Annotated in this window: 19 protein-coding genes and 2 pseudogenes; 2 read left to right on the top strand and 19 right to left on the bottom strand. The window is 44.8% G+C overall.

All coding sequences use genetic code 11. From position 1 onward, the window contains the following. Positions 1-7 precede the first annotated feature (7 nt). Positions 8-217 (top strand): (Na+)-NQR maturation NqrM, encoded by a 210-nt coding sequence (gene nqrM, locus P7F88_RS14660; RefSeq protein WP_277825909.1) that lies wholly within the window; start codon positions 8-10, stop codon positions 215-217. Positions 218-291: 74 nt separating this feature from the next. On the opposite strand, the gene P7F88_RS14655 is transcribed toward nqrM, so the two are convergent. From P7F88_RS14655 to guaB, 4 genes are all read right to left on the bottom strand, one after another. Next, a complete protein-coding gene (locus tag P7F88_RS14655) occupies positions 292-1,299 on the bottom strand; it encodes an ion channel (protein ID WP_277825907.1) in 1,008 nt (335 codons plus the stop codon). 113 nt (positions 1,300-1,412) lie between these two features. Beyond that, the gene (locus P7F88_RS14650; RefSeq protein ID WP_277825905.1) at positions 1,413-2,021 is read right to left on the bottom strand and encodes an acetate uptake transporter; all 609 of its coding nucleotides are present in this window, start codon (positions 2,019-2,021) and stop codon (positions 1,413-1,415) included. Between the two features lie 194 nt (positions 2,022-2,215). After that, positions 2,216-3,793 carry a glutamine-hydrolyzing GMP synthase gene (gene guaA, locus P7F88_RS14645; protein ID WP_277825903.1) on the bottom strand — a complete coding sequence of 526 codons (1,578 nt, stop codon included), beginning with the start codon at positions 3,791-3,793 and terminating at the stop codon, positions 2,216-2,218. Positions 3,794-3,971: 178 nt separating this feature from the next. Then, complete coding sequence (gene guaB / locus P7F88_RS14640; protein ID WP_277825900.1) at positions 3,972-5,435, bottom strand: IMP dehydrogenase; 1,464 nt, start codon at positions 5,433-5,435, stop codon at positions 3,972-3,974. A 271-nt stretch (positions 5,436-5,706) separates the two neighbouring features. Here guaB and xseA point away from each other — a divergent pair. Then, a pseudogene (gene xseA / locus P7F88_RS14635) lies at positions 5,707-7,052 on the top strand (exodeoxyribonuclease VII large subunit). A 260-nt stretch (positions 7,053-7,312) separates the two neighbouring features. On the opposite strand, the gene P7F88_RS14630 reads toward xseA, so the two are convergent. From P7F88_RS14630 to hscB, 15 genes and pseudogenes are all read right to left on the bottom strand, one after another. Further along, the gene (locus tag P7F88_RS14630) at positions 7,313-7,543 is read right to left on the bottom strand and encodes a zinc ribbon domain-containing protein (protein ID WP_277825898.1); all 231 of its coding nucleotides are present in this window, start codon (positions 7,541-7,543) and stop codon (positions 7,313-7,315) included. Positions 7,544-7,950: 407 nt separating this feature from the next. Continuing rightward, on the bottom strand, positions 7,951-9,435 hold the full coding sequence (gene der / locus P7F88_RS14625; protein WP_277825896.1) for a ribosome biogenesis GTPase Der: 1,485 nt from the start codon (positions 9,433-9,435) through the stop codon (positions 7,951-7,953). Positions 9,436-9,582: 147 nt separating this feature from the next. After that, complete coding sequence (bamB, locus tag P7F88_RS14620; RefSeq protein WP_277825894.1) at positions 9,583-10,743, bottom strand: outer membrane protein assembly factor BamB; 1,161 nt, start codon at positions 10,741-10,743, stop codon at positions 9,583-9,585. An 11-nt stretch (positions 10,744-10,754) separates the two neighbouring features. After that, positions 10,755-11,369: a YfgM family protein gene (locus tag P7F88_RS14615; protein WP_277829194.1), complete on the bottom strand. Its 615-nt coding sequence runs from the start codon at positions 11,367-11,369 to the stop codon at positions 10,755-10,757. A 14-nt stretch (positions 11,370-11,383) separates the two neighbouring features. Next, a complete protein-coding gene (hisS, locus tag P7F88_RS14610; RefSeq protein WP_277825892.1) occupies positions 11,384-12,652 on the bottom strand; it encodes a histidine--tRNA ligase in 1,269 nt (422 codons plus the stop codon). 25 nt (positions 12,653-12,677) lie between these two features. Then, positions 12,678-13,802: a flavodoxin-dependent (E)-4-hydroxy-3-methylbut-2-enyl-diphosphate synthase gene (gene ispG / locus P7F88_RS14605; protein ID WP_277825890.1), complete on the bottom strand. Its 1,125-nt coding sequence runs from the start codon at positions 13,800-13,802 to the stop codon at positions 12,678-12,680. 8 nt (positions 13,803-13,810) lie between these two features. After that, on the bottom strand, positions 13,811-14,764 hold the full coding sequence (rodZ, locus tag P7F88_RS14600; RefSeq protein ID WP_277825888.1) for a cytoskeleton protein RodZ: 954 nt from the start codon (positions 14,762-14,764) through the stop codon (positions 13,811-13,813). Between the two features lie 13 nt (positions 14,765-14,777). Next, positions 14,778-15,494 (bottom strand): type IV pilus biogenesis/stability protein PilW, encoded by a 717-nt coding sequence (pilW, locus tag P7F88_RS14595; protein WP_277825886.1) that lies wholly within the window; start codon positions 15,492-15,494, stop codon positions 14,778-14,780. A gap of 75 nt (positions 15,495-15,569) precedes the next feature. Then, positions 15,570-16,688 carry a dual-specificity RNA methyltransferase RlmN gene (rlmN, locus tag P7F88_RS14590; protein ID WP_277825884.1) on the bottom strand — a complete coding sequence of 373 codons (1,119 nt, stop codon included), beginning with the start codon at positions 16,686-16,688 and terminating at the stop codon, positions 15,570-15,572. 179 nt (positions 16,689-16,867) lie between these two features. Then, entirely contained in the window at positions 16,868-17,302 is a 435-nt protein-coding gene (gene ndk, locus P7F88_RS14585) for a nucleoside-diphosphate kinase (RefSeq protein WP_277825882.1), read from the bottom strand. 76 nt (positions 17,303-17,378) lie between these two features. After that, positions 17,379-18,671 carry an aminopeptidase PepB gene (gene pepB, locus P7F88_RS14580; RefSeq protein WP_277825880.1) on the bottom strand — a complete coding sequence of 431 codons (1,293 nt, stop codon included), beginning with the start codon at positions 18,669-18,671 and terminating at the stop codon, positions 17,379-17,381. 241 nt (positions 18,672-18,912) lie between these two features. After that, positions 18,913-19,107: a Fe-S cluster assembly protein IscX gene (gene iscX / locus P7F88_RS14575; RefSeq protein WP_277825878.1), complete on the bottom strand. Its 195-nt coding sequence runs from the start codon at positions 19,105-19,107 to the stop codon at positions 18,913-18,915. Positions 19,108-19,131: 24 nt separating this feature from the next. After that, complete coding sequence (gene fdx, locus P7F88_RS14570; RefSeq protein WP_277825876.1) at positions 19,132-19,470, bottom strand: ISC system 2Fe-2S type ferredoxin; 339 nt, start codon at positions 19,468-19,470, stop codon at positions 19,132-19,134. A gap of 45 nt (positions 19,471-19,515) precedes the next feature. Continuing rightward, positions 19,516-21,369, bottom strand: a pseudogene (gene hscA / locus P7F88_RS14565) (Fe-S protein assembly chaperone HscA). Positions 21,370-21,412: 43 nt separating this feature from the next. After that, complete coding sequence (gene hscB, locus P7F88_RS14560) at positions 21,413-21,916, bottom strand: co-chaperone HscB (protein WP_277825874.1); 504 nt, start codon at positions 21,914-21,916, stop codon at positions 21,413-21,415. Positions 21,917-21,926: the final 10 nt, after the last annotated feature.

The following is a 21,926-nucleotide window of genomic DNA, read 5'->3' as shown; positions in this document are numbered from 1 at the left end:
AAATGTTATGACAACTGCACTTATCACGTTCGGTGTATTTCTTATCGTTATTCTTATGATGGCTATTGGCGTTATCCTGAATAAGAAAACTATTTCCGGTAGTTGTGGTGGACTAAATAGTGTCGGCGTTGATCGTGTTTGTAACTGTGAAGACGTTTGTGAAGAACACAAGCCAACGCTATACCAAATCACAGAGCCTGGTGAAAGCGATAAGTAACAAATTAGCTGTTAACGAGAAGCGCCTGTTGGCGCTTTTTTAATATCAGAGCAACTGAGATTTGTGTTCTCAGATCATCTGGTCATTTTCTTCACAAAAACAACCACAAACAATGCCATCGTGAAGCTACCAACGAAGGCCTCAAATGCTGCGATAAACCGAGCAACTCCAATAGGCGAGATATCCCCGTACCCTAATGTGGTAAAAGTTACGACACTAAAATAAATGGCGTTGAGAATTTCCAGAAAAACGGCTATTGGGCCTGTCGCACCTGGATAAATAGGGTTCTGAGCAGCGGTGCCAAGAATAAAGTAGGTAAGGGCGCAGAAAAGAATAAAGTAGGTAAGGGCGCAGAAAAGAATAAAAAAGATTGAGAATAACACTACCCTTAAAGGCGACTCTCCGTAACCACAAAAGATATCCACCGACTTAGAGAACCAACGCTTAAAGCTAGTTCTAGGCATCTGATAACGACGGTACGTCATCTCTTTTTTAAAAAAGTAGCCTGCGGTTTCAAAAAGCCCTTGTCGCTCACACTGCTTGCGAATGTTTCGGCATACCTCTTCGGCCTCCTGACACAATCCTACAGCTTCATCATGTTTACAGTTTTTTAGCGCTTCAAATGCCCGTTTCTCTTGCTTGAGCATAATACCCCAATTTATTGTCTCAAGGCGGGCATTAGTTAAATCGGCACCGAGTAAGTTGCAATCCTCCAGTTGAGCACAGTGGAGATTAGCTCCCTTGAGCTTTGTTTTCATCAAAGAGGTACCGCGAAGATCCAGCCCAAAGAAGTGAGCTTCTGTTAGATCTGCCCGATAGAAGTCAGCATTCCGGCATTTGTAGCCAACCTTATGTCCCTTATTTACAAGGTTGATGTCATTCAGATTCACTCTGGCAAGCTGAAAACCATCCAAAGGCTTTCCGTCTCTTGCCCATTGTTCTATCTCGCTTTTTATGTCATCACAACTTTTGTCTATCTCAGGGTCATGCCAGTAACACAGTCCCGACTCACCTGCTGGTTCAGAGCATCTCCATCCGTCTTGATTACAAAAGTTACAGGCCTCGGCTTTTCTTTCTGTCATCTGCCGTCCTCCCTACTCCTCTATAAGTAAAGTTTAGAAGAGAGTGCACAGAAACTAAAAAAGGCTTTAGCTGCTAAGCTAAAGCCTTCTCAGAAAATGGACGGTCTTGCAGATTAAGCTGCTACAGGTTCAGCTGGAACTTCTGAAGCCTTAGTGCGACCAATTAGTGGTTTGCCAACAGGTAATACTTCACGGCCAAACTCATTGTTAAGAACCTGAGCCATAGCAAAGTAGATTGCACTTGCGCCACAGAAGATACCTTCAAAACCAGCGATAGTACCGATTAGTTCACTACCAGTGAAATCGCGCGCTGCTAGCAGAGCAAAAAGCAGAGTCAGAGAACCGAACACGATTTGCTTCGCAGTTGGGTAGCATAGAGAACCAAGGAACATAAAGCCGGTAAAGATACCCCAAAGAGCAAGGTACCATGCCATGAAACCGTGTGGGCTAGCAGGTAGGCCCATAGATGGCATTACAATGCAACCAACCAGAGTCAGCCAGAACAGGCCGTATGAAGTAAATGCTGTTGTACCGAATGTGTCACCACGCTTAAAGCACATGATGCCTACGATCACCTGACCAAGACCACCATAAAAGATCCCCATAGCAAGAATCATTGAGTCTAGTGGGAAAAAACCTGCATTATGAATATTAAGCAGGATAGTAGTCATACCAAAGCCCATAAGGCCAAGTGGTGCTGGATTCGCTAGTTTAGTCGACATCAGGGGGAACCTTCAAAGTGTGAGTATCAAAAAATTTGTAAAATTTAAAATAAATTTTAGCGCGCGAATATTAGTCTAAAATTTACTCGTATTCAATACTATTTCGATGACTTCGACTAAAAATATTTTACTCAGTAAAATAAATAAAAGACCAGCTCAATGGCTGGCCTCTAATTCATTGATTTGGTGAAATATTATTCCCACTCAATCGTTGCTGGTGGCTTACCAGAAATGTCGTAAACGACACGAGAAATACCATCTACTTCATTGATAATTCTGTTAGAAACCTTACCCAGGAAGTCGTATGGAAGGTGAGCCCAATGAGCCGTCATAAAGTCGATTGTCTCAACTGCACGAAGAGAAACAACCCAATCGTACTTACGACCATCACCCATAACACCTACAGAGCGAACTGGCAGGAATACTGTGAACGCCTGAGAAACCTTGTGGTATAGATCTGCGTTATGAAGCTCTTCAATAAAGATAGCGTCAGCACGGCGTAGAAGGTCGCAGTACTCTTTCTTGATTTCACCAAGAACACGTACACCAAGACCCGGACCAGGGAATGGATGACGGTAAAGCATATTGTAAGGAAGGCCAAGCTCAAGACCAATCTTACGAACTTCGTCTTTAAACAGTTCGCGAAGTGGCTCAACAAGCCCCATCTCCATATCGTCCGGAAGACCACCTACGTTATGGTGAGACTTGATAACGTGCGCTTTACCAGTCTTCGACGCTGCTGATTCGATAACGTCTGGATAGATAGTGCCCTGAGCAAGCCATTTAGCATTTGCTAACTTCTTAGACTCTTCATCAAACACTTCAACGAATACGTGACCGATTGTCTTACGCTTATCTTCAGGATCAGATTTGCCTTCCAGCGCCTTCAGGAAACGCTCTTCAGCATCAACGTGAACGATGTTCAGACCAAAGTGATCACCAAACATCTCCATAACCTGCTTGCCTTCATCAAGACGAAGAAGACCGTTGTCTACAAATACACAAGTCAGCTTGTCACCGATAGCGCGCTGAACCAGCATTGCTACCACTGATGAGTCAACACCACCAGATAGACCAAGGATTACTTCATCATCGCCTACTTGCTCTTTAATACGAGCAACAGCATCATCGATGATTGACTGAGATGTCCATAGCTTCTCACAGCCACAAATATTAAGAACAAAGTTCTCCAGCATACGCATACCCTGGCGAGTATGAGTTACTTCAGGGTGGAATTGAACACCGTAGAATTTTTTCTCTTCGTTAGCCATTGCTGCGTAAGGACAAGTGTCAGTTTGAGCAACTTTAGTAAAGTCCGCTGGGATCTCAACAACCTTGTCACCGTGGCTCATCCAAACATCAAGAAGTGCATTGCCATCTTCTGCAATTGCATCTTCGATGTTTTTGAATAGTTCACACTGTTCTACAACTTCAACCTGAGCATAACCAAATTCACGCTCATTTGAACCAGCTACTTTACCGCCAAGCTGCTCAGACATAGTTTGCATGCCGTAACATACACCAAACACTGGAACACCAGCGTTGAATACATATTCAGGCGCGCGTGGAGAGTTATCTTCAGTAACGCTTTCTGGACCACCAGAAAGGATAATACCGTTTGGATTGAACTCGCGGATATCCGCTTCGTCTACATCCCAGCTCCAAAGCTCACAGTAAACACCGATTTCACGGATACGACGAGCAATAAGTTGAGTGTACTGAGAACCAAAATCCAGGATCAAGATGCGTTGGTCATGAATATTCTTTGTCATTTTTCTCTCAAATCTGTTGAGCTATTCACTTCACCGTTACTAACGATGACGAAATCAAATTGATTTCTCGGTTAATTTTTCTAAGTAGAATGGCTTTAGTACAAGGAAAAAGCGCGGAGTTTACGATAGTAAATGAGCACTTTTGACGCAGTAATCAAGCCATTCTGCGACGATAAAATTATCCGAGACGGTAGTTCGGAGCCTCTTTGGTGATCTGAACGTCGTGTACATGCGACTCTTTCATACCAGCGCCAGAAATACGTACAAACTCAGCTTTAGTACGCATATCTTCGATAGTTGCGCTACCAGTCAGACCCATAGAAGAACGCAGACCACCCATTTGCTGATGAACGATCTCTTTCAGGCGACCTTTGTATGCGATACGACCTTCAATACCTTCTGGTACAAGTTTGTCTGCTGCGTTGTCAGTCTGGAAGTAACGGTCAGAAGAACCCTGAGACATAGCGCCAAGAGAGCCCATGCCACGGTATGCTTTGTACGAACGACCTTGATAAAGAATCACTTCACCTGGTGCTTCTTCAGTACCAGCGAACATTGAACCAACCATCACACATGATGCGCCAGCTACAATTGCTTTACAGATATCACCTGAGAAACGGATACCGCCATCAGCGATTACTGGAATACCGTGCTCATTTGCTACTTCAGCAGCATCAGAAATAGCCGTTACCTGAGGTACACCAACGCCGGTTACGATACGAGTAGTACAGATAGAACCTGGGCCAATGCCCACTTTAACAGCACTTACGCCAGCATCGATAAGAGCCTTAGCACCAGCACCTGTAGCTACGTTACCGCCGATAATATCTAGATCTGGATACGCTTCACGAGTTTCACGAATACGGTTAAGAACACCCTCAGAGTGACCATGTGATGAGTCGATAAGAAGTACGTCGACACCAGCTTCAACAAGTGCAGCAACACGCTCTTCGTTACCAGCACCAGCACCAACAGCAGCACCTACGCGCAGACGACCTTGCTCATCTTTACATGCGTTTGGTTTTTTCTCTGCTTTATGGAAGTCTTTTGCAGTGATCATTCCTTTCAGCTGGAATTCATCATTTACAACAAGTACTTTTTCAACTCGAGCTTTGTGCATTTTCTCCTGAACTTCTTCACGAGATGCGCCTTCTTTTACCGCAGCTAGTTGATCTTTCGGAGTCATTACCTGATCAACCGTTTTGCTTAAGTCAGTAACAAAACGAACGTCACGGCCAGTGATGATGCCTAGAAGCTCATTGTTATCACCAACTACAGGGTAGCCAGCAAAACCATTCTTATGTGTTAGCTCTAATACTTCCGCAATTGTATTTGTAGGCTTAACTGTCACTGGGTGTGCAACAACACCCGCTTCGAAGATCTTAACCAGGCGAACTTGCTCTGCCTGCTCTTCGATAGACATGTTTTTGTGGATAAAGCCGATTCCGCCTTCCTGGGCAAGAGCAATAGCTAGACGTGCTTCCGTTACAGTATCCATCGACGCTGAAAGCATCGGGATGTTTAATTCGATATTCTTAGTCAGGCGGGTGCGAAGATCCGCAGTATTCGGAAGAACAGTAGAGTGTGCAGGGACTAGCAGAACGTCATCAAACGTTAGTGCTTCTTTTGCGATTCGTAGCATTGCAATATCTCTCAAAAAAGGGTTAAAAACTAAATATCCCTGTCGTTTCGCATAACAGGAGATAAATAAATGACAACTCCACTAAAAACCCAATCTGCACACAACCGTTTAGGTACTGAGCTAGATGTTTAGTGGAGTTGTCATCTGTGATATTGCAGACGGATTATACGCACAGCGCAATCGTTTGACTACTCATTTTTATTTTTTATTTGCAATATACCCCTTGCTATGTATTATATTGCCGCTAATTCCTATACTCACGTCCTGTGGTATCCAGTGTCCTTTCGAGATCAATCTGTTAGCGATAACAAAAACATATTTACTGTATCCCGTTTAAATGCAGAAGTGCGTTTACTTCTGGAAAATGAAATGGGTGTTGTTTGGTTGGTTGGAGAAATATCTAACTTCTCAGCTCCCGTATCAGGTCATTGGTACTTCTCACTAAAAGATTCACGTGCTCAGGTTAAGTGCGCCATGTTCCGTGGCAACAACCGTAGAGTAACGTTTAAGCCGATTAACGGTAATCAAGTACTGGTCAAAGCTCGCCTTTCTCTTTATGAGCCACGCGGTGACTACCAGTTAATCGTTGAAAGTATGCAGCCAGAGGGTGACGGTAGGCTGCAGCAAGAGTTTGAGAAGCTAAAGATGCAGCTAGCTGCAGAAGGGCTTTTTTCTCAATCTGAAAAGCTTCCATTACCAGAAAACCCGCAGCGTGTCGGTATCGTCACCTCAAAAACGGGCGCAGCTCTGTTCGATATACTTGATGTGCTTAAGCGCAGAGACCCTGGCTTACCCGTTGTTGTTTACCCAACCATGGTTCAGGGTGAAGAAGCAGCAATTCAGATCGCCCAAGCGATTGGAAGAGCCAATAGCCGTAATGAATGTGATGTACTTATTGTCGGACGCGGTGGTGGTTCACTGGAAGATCTCTGGTGTTTTAACAATGAAATTGTTGCCCGCACTATCGCTTCTAGCCAGATCCCAATAATAAGCGCCGTTGGTCATGAGATAGATGTCACCATTGCTGATTTTGTTGCAGACGTACGAGCCCCTACTCCTTCGGCGGCAGCGGAACTGGTAAGCAGAGATCAAAGCCATAAGTTACAGGCTATTAACTCTAGAACTTCGAAGTTAGGTCACGCAATCAGGCACTACCTATCTGATAGCCAAATAACGCTCCAGCAGATAGCTCACAGACTGGAGAGACAGCATCCAAACTATCGTCTGGAAAAGCAGAACCAGCAACTGGATGATCTTGAAAGCAGATTGAAGTCGGCAATGATGACTCGTATTCAGGTTGAACGTTCAACTTTGAACAGGTTTAGCCATCGACTGGATCTTAACTCCCTCAAAAGCAACTTAGTCAGCAACAGTATATGTTGGCACAGTCCAGACAGAAGCTGATTGATGCAATGGAGCGGAAGCTGCTGAAAACCAGGCACTCACTGGCCCTGGCAGCAGAAAAGCTGGATACCGTTAGCCCACTGGCAACTCTTAAGCGCGGCTACTCGATCACTAAAGCGGATAGCGGAAAGGTTATTACTCAAGCGTCAGAGGTTAATAGTGGCGATCAGTTAATTACTCAGTTAGCTGATGGGGAAGTTCGTTCTGTTGTGAGTTAACCTTCGGTATACCCTTTTATCCTGGTTCCCACGGTCCCCGTGGGAATTCATATCTCACGGAACAAAGACCACGCAGAAAACCCCATTGCTATGATATGCATTACCACGCAGGAGCGTGGTAACGAGTATAACCGTCCTAGTTCCCACGGCCCCGTGGGAATTTATATCTCACGGAACAAAGACCACGCAGCAAACCCCTTTGCTATGATATGCATTACCACGCAGGAACGTGGTAACGAGTATAACCGAATAAGGTCAAGCTAGTGGACGAAACTCAAATCGAGCCAGGCTTTTAGACTTCAGCTCATTGCAGGTATTACAGAAATAACTGGCCGCACCACAAGCCTGTAGCTTCTCAAGCTCCGCATCGCAATCAGGGCAATACGCAAACTTCTTATAGCTCACATCACAATCCTGACACTTGTAGTTTCCATCTACCCAATCCAGCTCTTTTTCACACTTAGGACAAATATTTTGTGTCGACATCACTTCACCTAAAATTCCAAAATAACTAAAAGTATATAAACAAGATCTTTATCACTGACATTGAGCATACTCAATCTAAAATTAGATTTCACTAATAAAAGATCTAGCTCTTTTGGTTTACCATGATCTTTATAAGATCATCTGCTAAATTCATTTTGATCAGCGATCAGCCCCATTAAGAACATTTATATAACCACATCCCGAAAGCATAAGTTACATATCCTGTTTTTGGATTTTATTTGGAATTATATATCACCGCAAAGATAAAAACCCATTTCATTTGAAACTTAATAAAAACGATCTCTGCTATCGCAAATCGAATAACACTGTTCTGTAATTTGAACAAATTATTATTCTTCCGGCAAAAAAATAGCGCCTGTGAGGCGCTACTTTCAAATAAACAGTGATTACTTCTTACGGTTCTTAATCATACCCATAAGACGCTTTTTCTTTCTCTCCTGAGAAAGTGTCAGCTTACCACCTTTGTTCTCGAATGGGTTTTCACTACTCTGGAACTGAATACGGATAGGAGTACCCATGATTTCCAGAGAGCGGCGATAATAGTTCATCAGGTAGCGTTTGTATGAATCTGGCAGTTCGTTTACCAGGTTACCGTGAATAACAACGATCGGTGGGTTGTAACCACCAGCGTGAGCGTATTTCAGCTTAACACGACGTCCACGAACCATTGGCGGCTGGTGGTCATCTGTCGCCATCTTCATGATACGAGTCAGAACAGATGTACCAACACGAGTTGTCGCAGACTTATATGCTTCCTGAACAGATTCAAACAGGTGACCTACACCAGTACCATGCAGCGCAGAGATAAAGTGAATACGTGCAAAATCAACGAAACCAAGACGACGATCCAGCTCTTTCTTCACAAACTCTTTAACTTCTGTATCCAGACCATCCCACTTGTTTACCGCGATAACGATAGAGCGGCCCGCATTCAATGCAAAACCAAGTAGGCTAAGATCCTGATCCGAGATGTTTTCACGAGCATCAATGATTAGAAGTACTACGTTAGCGTCCTCTACCGCTTTCAGCGTTTTAACAACAGAGAACTTCTCTACTGTTTCGTTTATACGCTTACGACGACGAACACCCGCAGTATCAATAAGAACATACTCACGTTCATCACGCTCCATAGGAATATAGATAGAATCACGCGTTGTTCCCGGCATATCGTAAACAACTACACGCTCTTCACCCAGGATACGGTTAGTTAGCGTTGATTTACCAACGTTAGGACGACCAATAATGGCAAGTTTGATAGGCTGATCCTGAAGACGCTTGAACTCTTCTTCCGCTTCTTCTTCGGTGTACTCCAGCTTCTCTTCTTCGTCTTCGATATCGGTAAGATCTTCAATTTCACCTTTTTCCTGATCAAGCAGCTCTTCAGCAAAAGGGTTTAAAGCACGATCAATCAGGGCACCAACACCACGGCCATGAGCCGCAGCGATTTGATACATGTTGTCCATACCCAGTTGCCAGAACTCTGCGCTCGCTGCATCGGCATCGATGCCATCAACCTTGTTTACCACAAGCATTGCTGGTTTCTCGATCTTTCTCAGGTGCATTGCAATAGCTTCATCCGAAACGGTAAGACCAGCACGGCCATCCACCATAAACAGAACAACATCAGCTTCATCGATAGCAGCAAGAGACTGCTCTGCCATCTTGGTTTCTACGCCTTCTTCCGTACCATCGATACCACCAGTATCGATTACGATAAATTCGTGTTCACCAAGTTTGGCCTGACCATATTTTCTGTCTCTGGTTAATCCAGGAAAGTCAGCGACAAGAGCATCTCTGGTGCGGGTAAGACGGTTAAATAGTGTCGATTTACCAACATTAGGACGCCCAACAAGAGCAACAACAGGTACCATAACAACCTCTAAAATTTGTTTCCTTAGGAAGTTATAGGTAAATCTGCTGCGATTTACCTATCAGGTTTACCTAAAACTTCCTATTACTTAGCAATAAAACGGCTCCTGACCTTACAGTCAGGAGCCGGATGTGAAGTCTATCACAATTTATTCAGCAATTCGTAGTTTCTTTACATCGCCATTACGAGTAACAATTACATAGCCATCTTCAATATCTACAGGACCGACAGCAAAGCCACTCTCATTAACAAGCTGCTGAGATATAAACTCACCTGACTCACGGTCTAGCCAGTGAAGATAGCCTTCGGCGTCACCAACAACAAGATAGCCATCAATGATCTTCGGCGCAGTAAGCAAACGGTTTTCAAGTAATGCGTTTTCCCATAGCTCTGTACCACTGCGCGAGTCAACAGCGACAAGGTGATCTTTATCTGTAAGTAGGTAAATCTTAGAGCCATCGGTTGCCATATCCGAAGACGATGAGTAGTTACGCTTCCATATTGGTGCACCAGATCGAAGGTCTATCGATACAAGATGGCCGTTATACCCTACAGTGTACAAGGTACTACCCAAAATAATTGGTGATGTATCTGAGTCTACAAGGCGATCGATTTCTGTCGCACCTCTTGGTGTACCCACTGGCTGTTGCCAGATAAGTTGTCCACGAGCAACTAAAGCCGCCGCTAATCGACCATTAGCCGTTCCCCAGAAAATACCACCAGAAACAGTGTTCGGTGTACTGTCGCCGCGTAGTGTCAGGTTTGGAACTTCTGTACTGATAGTCCAGACTTCGCTTCCTGTTTCTGCATCAAGCGCAGTTAACATGCCTCGGCTTGTGTTTACAATAACGTAGTTATTGTCGGTAACCGGCCTGGCTAAAATCTCACCAACAACCGTTGCCCGCCAAAGCTCTTCACCAGTTTCCTGATCAAGAGTAATCAATTCGCCGTTTTCGGAACCGATAAATACCTTTCCGTAAGATGCGGTCACGCCACCTGATAGTCGTGCCGAACCATCACCTTCAAGATCAGTTTTCCAGATGAGTTTTCCGTTCTCCGGATCTAGGGCTTTTACTTCGCCATCACGAGCAGCGACGAACAGCTTGCCGTACTCGAACTCAGGTGTAAGCTTAGAAAAATACTGTCCAACACCTTTACCAATAGATGATGACCATACACTTTTCGGTGTGAACTCACTCTGCACTTGAGGTACAGGTGCCATGATAACCGTGTCTTCTTCACTCGAACAGCCAGCTAAACCAGCGGCTATAACTGACCCTATTAGTATACGGCTGAAAAGTTTCTTCATTCAGTCAGCCCTTACTTGGCAAGATCGTCCAGTTTAACCTGAATACTCTGGCTCGCATCACCTGCTTGCTGAGCTTCGGTATAAGCACTATATGCAGCTTCTTTGTCGCCTTTAAGTAACATAATGTCACCCTTTAGCTCAGCCACCCGTCCAGTCCATGCAGAAGATGTGACCGTATTCAGTTCAGCAAGCGCGTCATCCAGTTCTTTCTTCTCCGCCATAATACGTGCAATACGGAAAGAGACTAAAGGAAGGATTGCTTCATCTTTGGTGTTCGACTTAACCCAGTTTAGCTGAGCAAGAGCTTCATCCAGCTCGCCAGCTTCTACCTGTACACGAGCTAGCTGAAGAGCAGCAAGGTTGGCATAGTCCGTATCTTTATTTTGATCGATAAAGCTCTGAGCCAGTGGTGCTGCTTCAATACCTTTCGTTGCTAGTGTTTCAATTGCAACGGTGTAGCTCTCTGACGCTGCTTCTTTCGCAGACATTACAGAGTCCTGATAGTACTGCCAGCCAAGGATACCGCCAATACCAATAACACCACCAAGAATGACTGCTTTGCCGTTCTCTTTCCACCAATCCTTTATGGCTTCAACCTGTTGTTCTTCGCTATCGTGTAGTGCCACCACGTTTATTCCTCTTAAATCAAATCTACTAGTTGAGAAGCAACTTCAGACTGAGTAACAGTGCGCTGTTCGCCACCGACTAAATCCTTAAGTACTACCGTGTTCTCGGCAACTTCGTTCTCACCTAACACTAATGCGACTGCTGCACCAACTTTGTCAGCACGCTTAAATTGTTTCTTAAAGTTACCACCACCAAAGTGATTCATAACTCGAATACCTGGTACTTCACCGCGAAGTTGCTCGGCAAGCTTCATTCCGGCCATCATGGTGCCTTCACCGGCAGTAACAAGATATACATCTACAGAGCGTCTTACTTCATTCAGCTCTAGGGTTTCAAGCAGAAGAACTAATCTTTCTAGTCCCATTGCAAAGCCAACTGCTGGCGTAGCTTTGCCACCAAGTTGCTCGACAAGACCGTCGTAACGACCACCGCCACAAACTGTTCCCTGAGCTCCCAGACTTTCTGTAATCCACTCAAACACAGTACGGTTGTAGTAATCTAAACCACGAACCAAACGTTCATTAACCTGATATTCGATTCCCGCAGCATCAAGAAGTTCACACAAACCCGCAAAATGTTGCTTTGACTCTTCGTCCAGGTACTCGGAAAGCTTAGGAGCATCACCCAGAATAGCCTGGATGTCTGGGTTCTTGGTATCAAGAACGCGCAGTGGGTTGGTGTACATACGACGTTTCGCATCTTCGTCCAGAACATCCATATGCTGTTCCAGATAAGCAATCAGAGCATCACGATAATTCGCACGAGCTTCCAGAGAACCGATAGAGTTCAGTTCAAGACGTACGTGGTCAGAAATACCCAGCTCACGCCACAGACGAGCGGTCATCATGATCATCTCCGCATCTACATCCGGTCCGTTCAGACCAAATACTTCAACACCAACCTGATGGAACTGACGGTAACGACCTTTCTGCGGACGCTCATGACGGAACATTGGCCCCATATACCAAAGACGTTGTTCCTGGTTGTACAGAAGACCATTCTCAATACCAGCACGTACACAACCCGCCGTCCCTTCAGGGCGCAGAGTCAGACTATCGCCGTTACGATCTTCAAACGTGTACATCTCTTTTTCTACAACGTCGGTCACTTCACCGATAGCGCGGCTGAAAAGATGAGTCATTTCAACGATCGGCATGCGGATTTCGCTATAGCCGTAAGCACTGATTACATTTTTTACAGTACCTTCCACTTTCTGCCAAAGCGGAGAGTTAGTTGGGAGACAATCGTTCATGCCTCGGATTGCTTGAATAGTTTTTGCCACAGTTTTGTTACCGTAATCGTTGAATTTAGTTTTCGTCTACTTGATTAATGTCGATTCGCTTAGCCTGATCCAACATAGATGCTTTAGCACGAATCTTAGCCTCTAACTGGTCGACCATATTATCGTTGTCAAAGCGCTCTTTCTGACGTTTACCGTCTTCATAGAAAGCACTCTTACGATTACCACCAGCTACCCCCATATGGGATACTTCCGCTTCGCCGGGTCCATTAACCACGCAGCCAATAATAGAAACATCCATTGGGGTAATGATATCTTCGAGGCGTTCTTCCAGAGCATTTACCGTACTGATTACATCGAATTCTTGTCTTGAACAGGTAGGACAAGCGATGAAGTTAACGCCTCTAGAACGAATTCTTAGTGATTTCAGAATATCGAAACCTACTTTTATCTCTTCAACCGGATTAGCAGCCAAAGAAACACGAAGTGTATCACCGATCCCTTCTGCCAGCAGCATGCCTAGACCAACCGCAGACTTCACCGATCCCGCGCGAGCACCACCTGCTTCAGTAATTCCCAAATGAAGAGGCTGATCGATCTGCTTAGCCAGTAAACGATATGAGTCAACAGCAAGGAATACATCCGATGCCTTGACGCTAACCTTAAACTGATCAAAGTTCAGACGGTCCAGAATATCCACATGACGCATCGCAGACTCAACCAGAGCTTCCGGTGTCGGCTCGCCATATTTTTCCTGGATGTCTTTTTCCAGAGAACCACCGTTCACACCGATGCGAATTGGGATGCTCTTATCACGAGCACAGTCCACTACCGCACGGATACGATCTTCTTTGCCTATGTTGCCAGGGTTAATACGAAGACAATCTACGCCATACTCTGCCACTTTCAGGGCAATTCGGTAGTCAAAATGAATATCGGCAACCAATGGAACATTCACTTGCTGCTTAATTGCTTTAAACGCTTCAGCGGCATCCATGGTTGGAACAGAAACACGGACGATATCAGCACCTACTTTTTCAAGCGCTTTAATTTGCGCTACGGTAGCTTCAATGTCTGTGGTACGTGTGTTGGTCATCGACTGAACGGCGATTGGCGCAGCATCGCCAATCGGTACATCGCCCACGTATATACGTGTCGATGGGCGACGCTTTATAGGAGATTCGTGTTGCATATAGGTTTCTAAGGTAAAGTAAATCTAGCGACTTTGCCTGAAGTATACCCAGAAAGGTCAACAGGTTCACTTGCTAATGTCATTTTTACCCCTTCAGGAGCACCCAAAACAACACTATAAGGCAAAGTTCCTGCTACATTCAGGTTCTGACCCGCTTTTTTAACACCAGTAACCAGTGTTTTGCCATCAGCATCTTTCACCTGAACCCAGCAATCTGCAGAGAAATTCATAACCAAAGTATTTGCTACAGCAACAGGTTCCTGAACTTCTTCTGTTATTTCAATCACAGTGACTTCATCAGCGGCAGATTCTTCAGCTGGCTGCACATCTTGTTCCTGAGCAACCTCTTCAGTTTGAGTCTCTTCTATTGCAACAGGCTCCGATGGCTCCTGTGATACCGCAGCATCGGCTTCCTGAATTGGTTCTTCAGCTTGTTCAATTACTGTAGATGGCTCAGCGAAAGTTTCAACTTCTGCTACCGTTTCTTCCACGCTAACAACTGGCTGCTGGTCATCTAGTAGCGTAGCTTCGTCCAGGGTATCTTGTTGATTCTGATACCACCAAACCGCAGAGATACCGATAATTACGGCAAAAATCACCCAGGACAAACTGGTGATTCTGCTATCGTGTTTTTCACGTTTGGTTTTACGACTGAAACTTTGCATTGACTGAGGACTATGCTGAGCTTCTTCAGCACCATCCAGTGCCGCTAGCACCTCTTTTTCATCAAGCCCGACAGCCTTTGCATAAGATCTTAGGTAGCCACGAGTAAATGTTGCTACGTGGTCAAACTCAAAAACATTGTTATCGATGCTTTCAATGATAGCGACTCTTAGCCTTAGCCTATCAGCAATATCTTTTTGTGAAATGCCGAGTTCTTCACGCTTAGTGCGAAGCAGATCCCCTGCTTTAACGACTACTGCTTCTTCTTGTGGTGTTACTGTCTCGTTTTCCGTACTCATCCGCTTTGTGCTTCTAATTCTGTTTTAAACCTGGATACATGCTATCAAAAGTGTTTTTGTACTCTTCTGTTAGATGGTTATTACCTGCTTGTTGTTCTAACTCAATTAAGAGAGCTAAATTTGCTGGCTGGTATCCAAATTTATGTTGAAACCTAAGAAGTCTTTTTCTTGCCAAATCTAATTCTCCGTCTTCTATCTCCAACTCAGAAAGTTTAAGAGATGAAATACGTCGATAAGGCTCATTTTCCAGAGAGCGTCCGAAATAGTACTTTGCCTTTTTTCTATTACCTCCCTTTAAGGCACAGACAGCAGCATTTTCATAGCTATCTGATACAAGGTAATAATGAGGCTGTTCAATCGCACGGTTGAAATACTCGTCGGCTTTTTCATATTCGCCACGTTTACATAAGAATGCACCGTAGTTATTGAACAAATCGCCGTTCTCTGGAGACTTCCGCAATGCTTTTTTATATGCTCGCTCCGCCAGTTCGAATTCACCAACTCGCTGGTAAAAGTAAGCAATTGAATTTAAAGAACGATAGTAATCTGGTGCATATTGCACTGCCAGTTCCAGGTTTTCTCTTGCCTTAACCATATTTCCGGCATCGAGATAACTGAGACCAAGAGCAATTCTCGCTCTGGCAGCCTGTAACTTGTCGAAATTGCTATCTATATCTTGCTCGTTAACTGTAACACATCCCACCAGCAAACAAGCAACAAAAGTAGCCATTGACCATCTTTTCATGTGGAGCAACTCTCTATTTATGTCAGAGTTACTCCGAATCCATGGCTATCGTTCAGATACTCAGATAGCTTTAACTGGGATAGGTTCCCCTGACTGGTTCTGTTTTGTGCGTTTTGTACGGTCGATCACATCTCCTACCAACTGCCCGCAAGCAGCATCGATGTCATCACCACGGGTTTTACGCACCGTCACCGTATTGTCGTACTGCATCAACGTTTTCATGAAACGGTCAATACGAGAATTACTTGGTTTGTTGTATGGTGAACCAGGGTAAGGGTTAAATGGAATAAGGTTGATTTTGCAAGGTGTATCTTTTAGTAACTCTGCGAGTTGTCTTGCATGCTCCATGTCATCATTCACATGATCCAGCAGAACGTACTCAACGGTTACTTTACCGCGGTTAGCATTAGTAGACGCAATATAGGTACGTACCGCTTCCAGGAACGCTTCGATGTTCCAACGATCATTAATTGGCATAATCTGACGGCGAAGCTCATCCGTTGGTGCGTGCAGTGAAATTGCCAGTGCAACATCAATATTTCCGGTCATTTGCTCAAGACCAGAAACAACACCAGAAGTAGACACAGTTACGCGGCGCTTTGAAAGACCAAAGCCAAGGTCATCCAACATTAGTTCAAGTGCTGGAATCAGGTTCTTCATGTTTAGCAGAGGTTCACCCATGCCCATCATTACAACGTTAGTAATAGGGCGGCGACCCGTCTCTTTTTCCAAGCCGATTTCACGCGCTGCGCGCCAAACCTGACCGATAATCTCTGAAACTTTAAGGTTGCGATTGAAACCCTGCTGCGCAGTTGAACAGAATTTACATTCCAATGCACAACCAACCTGAGACGATACACACAAGGTTGCACGATCATCTTCCGGGATATATACGGTTTCAACGTCCTGATCGCCCACTCTCATCGCCCACTTAATGGTGCCATCTGATGAGTGTTGAGCATCCGATACGTATGGTGCTTTAATCTCAGCGACTGCAAGAAGTTTCTCACGTAGCTTCTTGTTTAGGTTCGTCATCTGGTTGAAGTCATCACAACCAAAGTGATAAATCCACTTCATGACCTGATCTGCACGGAATGCTTTTTCGCCAAGCTCTTGCGCAAAATATTCGCGTAGTCCTTTGCGATCAAAATCCATTAAATTGACTTTTGAAATGGTCATGTTGCCTCTCACCGATGGAACTTAAAACTGGGGCGCGAATTGTACAGCGTTTGAGCGTTTTCAACAAGAAAAAGTGTGATGTGTATCAGACGATGTTTATATTGAGATGTGTTGAATTTTGGGGATTATATATACATTCCCACGCTGAGCGTGGGAATGAGCGAAAAGACCTGATTAGATTATTCAGCAGGTCTAGGGCAGATCTCTGATTCCGGGAAGAAAAACTCTATTTCACGAGCTGCTGACTGAGGGCTGTCTGAGCCGTGAACTGAGTTATAACGCATGCTTAGTGCATAGTCTGCGCGAATAGTGCCACAAGCCGCTTCTTCAGGATTTGTTTTCCCCATTAGCGTACGGTAGCGCTCGATTGCATCTTCACCCTCAAGCACCTGAACCATGACAGGGCCTGAAGTCATAAACGCTTTAAGATCTTCGAAAAAAGGTTTTTCTTTGTGTTCCGCATAAAATCCAGCAGCCTGTTCTTGTGTCAGGTGCAGCATCTTAGCTGCAACAATCTGCAGACCAGCTTGCTCGATCCGGTGATAAATTTCACCAATAAGATTTCGTTTAACCGCATCTGGCTTTACGATAGAAAATGTTCTTTCCTGGGCCATAGAGTGTCCTTTTACTACTTTATCTTTCTAATGCTGCCCTGTTGAAATTCCGGGCAGCTCCTATTTATAAGTATTATTATTTTGCCTGCTCGTTCAGAATACGCGCGAGCGTCCTAACACCGATACCGGTTGCGCCTGCAGACCACTTATCTGTAGCAGTTTTACGGTAAGTTGCAGCGCAGTCAAAATGTAACCATCCTTTTTTGTGCTCTTTCACAAAATAGGACAGAAATGCTGCCGCAGTGCTCGCCCCTGGCGTGTAATCACCGCTGCTTATGTTAGCAAGGTCGGCGAAGTTTGAGCTTAACATTCCACGGTGGAAATCTGCCAGAGGAAGCGGCCACAGGCCTTCTTTCTCTTTACGAGCACTATCGAGCGCAATGTGAGAAAGTTCTTCATCAAAGCTCATTAGCGCGTGGTAGTCGTTACCCAACGCATTTTTTGCAGCCCCTGTCAGTGTTGCACAGTCGATAATCAACTCTGGTTCTTGTTCACTCGCATAAAGCAAGCCGTCAGCAAGTACAAGGCGACCTTCTGCATCGGTATTTAGGATCTCAACGGTTTTGCCGTTTTTGTACTTAATGACATCGCCAAGCTTCAGAGCTCGACCAGAAATCATATTTTCTGCACAACATAGAATCAATTTCACACGCTTGTTCAACCCGCGCATGATTGCCAGACCAAGACCACCTGTGATGGTACCTGAACCACCCATATCGGCTTTCATAGAGGTCATAAAGTTTGATGGTTTCAGGCTATATCCGCCTGAATCAAACGTGATTCCTTTACCAACAAGGCAAGCAAATACAGGTGCGTCGTCGTTACCAGTCGGGTTGTAGTCAAGCTGTAGCATTGCCGAAGTGCGCTCAGAGCCACGACCTACTGCATAAATACCTTCCCAACCTTCAGTGAGAAGATCTTTGTCTTTTACAATTTTGTAAGTCACATGTTCTGGTGCCAGGGATTTGATAAACTCACCAGCCATAGTTGCAAGCTGGCGCGGTGCCACTTCTTCCGCTGGCTTATTAATAATTTCTCTAACCCAGTCAGTGGCTCTAATTCTTGCTTCTAGTTCTTTCTCGTCTGCTTCAGCTAATGGTGTCCATTCAACTTCTACGGCTCCTTTTGAAGCGCGATATCCCTGATAGAAAGCCCATATCTCTTCCAGTCCCCAACCTTCGCCTTGCAGTGATACAGATTTAATGCCCTGAGCATTGAGTTTACGGGCACCTTTCTGAATTGCGCCAAGATCATGAGTTTCATCCAGGTGGATAGTTGCGCCACTATCGCCAAATGAAAGAATGGCTTTTTCGCCCCAATGAGGCGCTGCAGCTTGATTTGAAATGTTGACTAACATCTGTGTAGACATGAGTTCTCCTTGCTTTTTATATGCAGCATTTCTCTTGCTGCTGCCTTATTCATATTCAACTGCAATATTTTCTCACCGAGCTGAGATGGAGGGCGTTTATATAGCCTTAATTACTTGCGGGGTGGGCAGTTGAAGCTTTTTAAACAGGTTGATATTAAAGCTACACTATTACAAAAAAAATAGAAGGGATAACCCCTTCTATTTAGAACAAAAATTGTTAAGAAAATTGGACGCTGGCGCTTTAATCCATTTCATCCATCCAACAAAGAATCACTGCCTCAAGAATCTTCTCGTTTGAACGATTCGGGTCATCATCAAAATCTTCCAGTTCAGTAATCCACTTATGCAGGTCGGTAAAACGGACTGTTTTAGGATCAGTCTCCGGAAATTTATCTACCAGTTCAATCGCGATATCTAATGAATCCGTCCATTTCATAACTTTTCCATCCTCTTAATGTCTCTAGTGATCTTCTGATGCGTGGTTTAGCGTGTACTTTGGAATTTCGACAACCAGATCCTCATCAGTAACCTTAGCCTGACAACCTAAACGAGATTCAGGCTCCAGTCCCCAGGCTTTATCCAGCATATCGTCTTCCAGTTCATCACTCTCTTCCAGAGAGTCAAAGCCTTCACGAATCACTACATGGCACGTAGTACAAGCACACGATTTTTCACACGCATGCTCAATACCAATACCGTTTTTTAGAGCGACGTCCAGAACAGTCTCACCACTATCAGCTTCAAGCACCGCACCATCCGGGCATAGCTCTTCGTGCGGTAATACAATTATCTTTGGCATAACTTTCTCTACCTTATTTCAAATCGGGCTTAAACTTATTTGGGTCTAAACATTGTCAACTGACTGTCCAGCCAGTGCTTTACGAATCGACATATCCATACGACGCGAAGCAAACTCCTGACTAGCCTGATCGGTATCTTTGATACCCTGTTCTATCGCATCTGCATCATCACCATTGCGCAGCTCAATCAATGCTTCAATGGCTTTCAACAGTTCGGCTCTCTCTTCTTCATTCAGTAGAACATCACCATCTGCCTGCATTGCTGCAATAAGACCTTCAATTACTCGATCTGCCTCTACGCGCTGCTCAGCAAGAGATCTCGCCAGCATATCTTCTTTCGCGTAGGTCATTGAGTCTTTCAGCATGTTAGCAACTTCATCGTCACTCAAGCCATAAGAAGGCTTAACCTGAATTTCGGCCTGAACACCAGTACTCTTCTCCATTGCTGTAACGGAGAGCAAGCCATCAGCATCAACCTGATAAGTCACGCGGATATGCGCTGCACCCGCCGCCATTGGCGGAATACACCTTTCAGGGAGAACTTAGCAAGCGAGCGGCAGTCATCGACCATTTCACGTTCGCCCTGAAGAACATGTACCAGCATTCCCGTCTGACCATCTTTAAAGGTAGTAAATTCCTGAGCACGAGCGACAGGGATAGTGGTATTACGAGGGACGATTTTTTCAACCAATCCGCCCATTGTTTCAATACCCAGAGATAGCGGAATTACGTCAAGAAGCAGCATTTCTGCGTCAGGCTTATTACCCGCCAGTACATCCGCCTGAATAGCTGCGCCAATAGCAACAACTTCATCCGGATTAATGCTGGTCAATGGAGTGCGGCCGAAGAAATCACCAACCATCTCACGAACTAGCAGTGTTCTGGTAGAGCCACCTACCATAACCACTTCCATCACTTCATCCGCATCTACATCAGCATCTTTCAGAGCGCGACGACAAGACATTAAGGTCTTTTTCACTAGTGGCTGAATCAAAGATTCGAACTGTTCACGAGTCAACTTACCCTGCCAACCAAGAACCGAAACCTCTATAGTTTCAGCCTGAGAAAGGCCAATTTTCGCTTCAGTAGCTGCATCCAGAAGCGCTCTGTTTTGCTCAGCAGTTAACGGTGATTCAAGGCCAATCTGAGACTGGAAGTAATCCGCCACCAGATGATCGAAGTCATCGCCACCAAGAGCAGAATCACCACCTGTAGCCAGTACTTCAAATACGCCTTTCGAAAGACGCAAAATGGAAATATCAAACGTACCACCACCCAGGTCGTACACTGCGATAATGCCTTCCTGACCTGAGTCCAGACCATAAGCGATGGCCGCAGCAGTTGGTTCATTTAACAGGCGAAGAACCTTTAAGACCCGCCAAAGTCGCTGCATCTTTAGTTCCCGCTCTCTGAGCATCGTCAAAGTATGCTGGAACAGTTATCACCACACCTTCAAGCTCACCGCCTAAAGTTTCTTCTGCACGTGCATTCAGCGCTTTTAATATGTCAGCAGAAACCTGAATAGGGTTCTTCACACCACCTTCTGTTTTCAGAAGCGGCAGACCGTTTTCACTCTCTTCAAACTGATAAGGAAGAGTCGGATAGCGTTTGTTGATGTCAGCAAGAGAGCGCCCGATCAGACGTTTAACTGAAATAATGGTATTTTTCGGATCTACCTGAGCCGACTCTCTGGCCTCATGGCCGACTTGATGCCCTTCAGATGTATAACGTACAACGGAAGGAAGAATAGCTCTGTCCTGGGCATCCACCAAAGGTTTAGCTTCACCACTGCGTACTGAAGCAACCAATGAATTCGTGGTGCCTAGATCAATACCTGCTGCTAATTTTTGTTGGTGAGGAGCAGGGGTTTGTCCCGGCTCTGCAATTTGAAGTAACATTAAGCGTCCCTATTCTGTATCACGCTTCAAAACATTAAAGGGGTTAAGCCATAAGCTTGTCTTCAACCCGCTCGATTTCATTTTTTAGTTTGGCGATAAATTTTAGCTTTCTAACCATGTCAGCAGCGAGATCCCACTGAGCATTATTCAGCTCTTTTTCTGCCTCAGCCAAATACTGTTTGTACATTTTGCTGACCTTAGAGTCAAAGTCAAAAAGCGCATCATCAGATGTGATCTCTTCAAGCTCTTCTCTCAGTTCCATCTGCTCCATCAGGAACATTGGATCTTTTACCGTCTGCTTTTCGTGGCTGAGCTCTAGCCCATTCAAAGTCAAAATGTATTCTATACGGGAAATAGGATCTTTCAGAACCTGATAGGCATCATTAATTTGTGCCGCTTTTTGAACGGCTAGAAGGCGATCTCGTTCTGATGCAGTAGAAAAATTATCCGGATGGAAACGTTTTTGCAGCTCACGGAACTGAGTAGAAAGAAGGCTACCATCCAGCTTAAACTGGATTGGTAGCCCAAATAATTCAAAATGATTCATGAAGTAACTT

This window comes from Vibrio hannami (assembly GCF_029589055.1).
Lineage (GTDB): Bacteria > Pseudomonadota > Gammaproteobacteria > Enterobacterales > Vibrionaceae > Vibrio > Vibrio hannami.
Note: the sequence above shows the minus strand (reverse complement) of the source record. Positions and strands in the feature narration are given on the sequence as shown.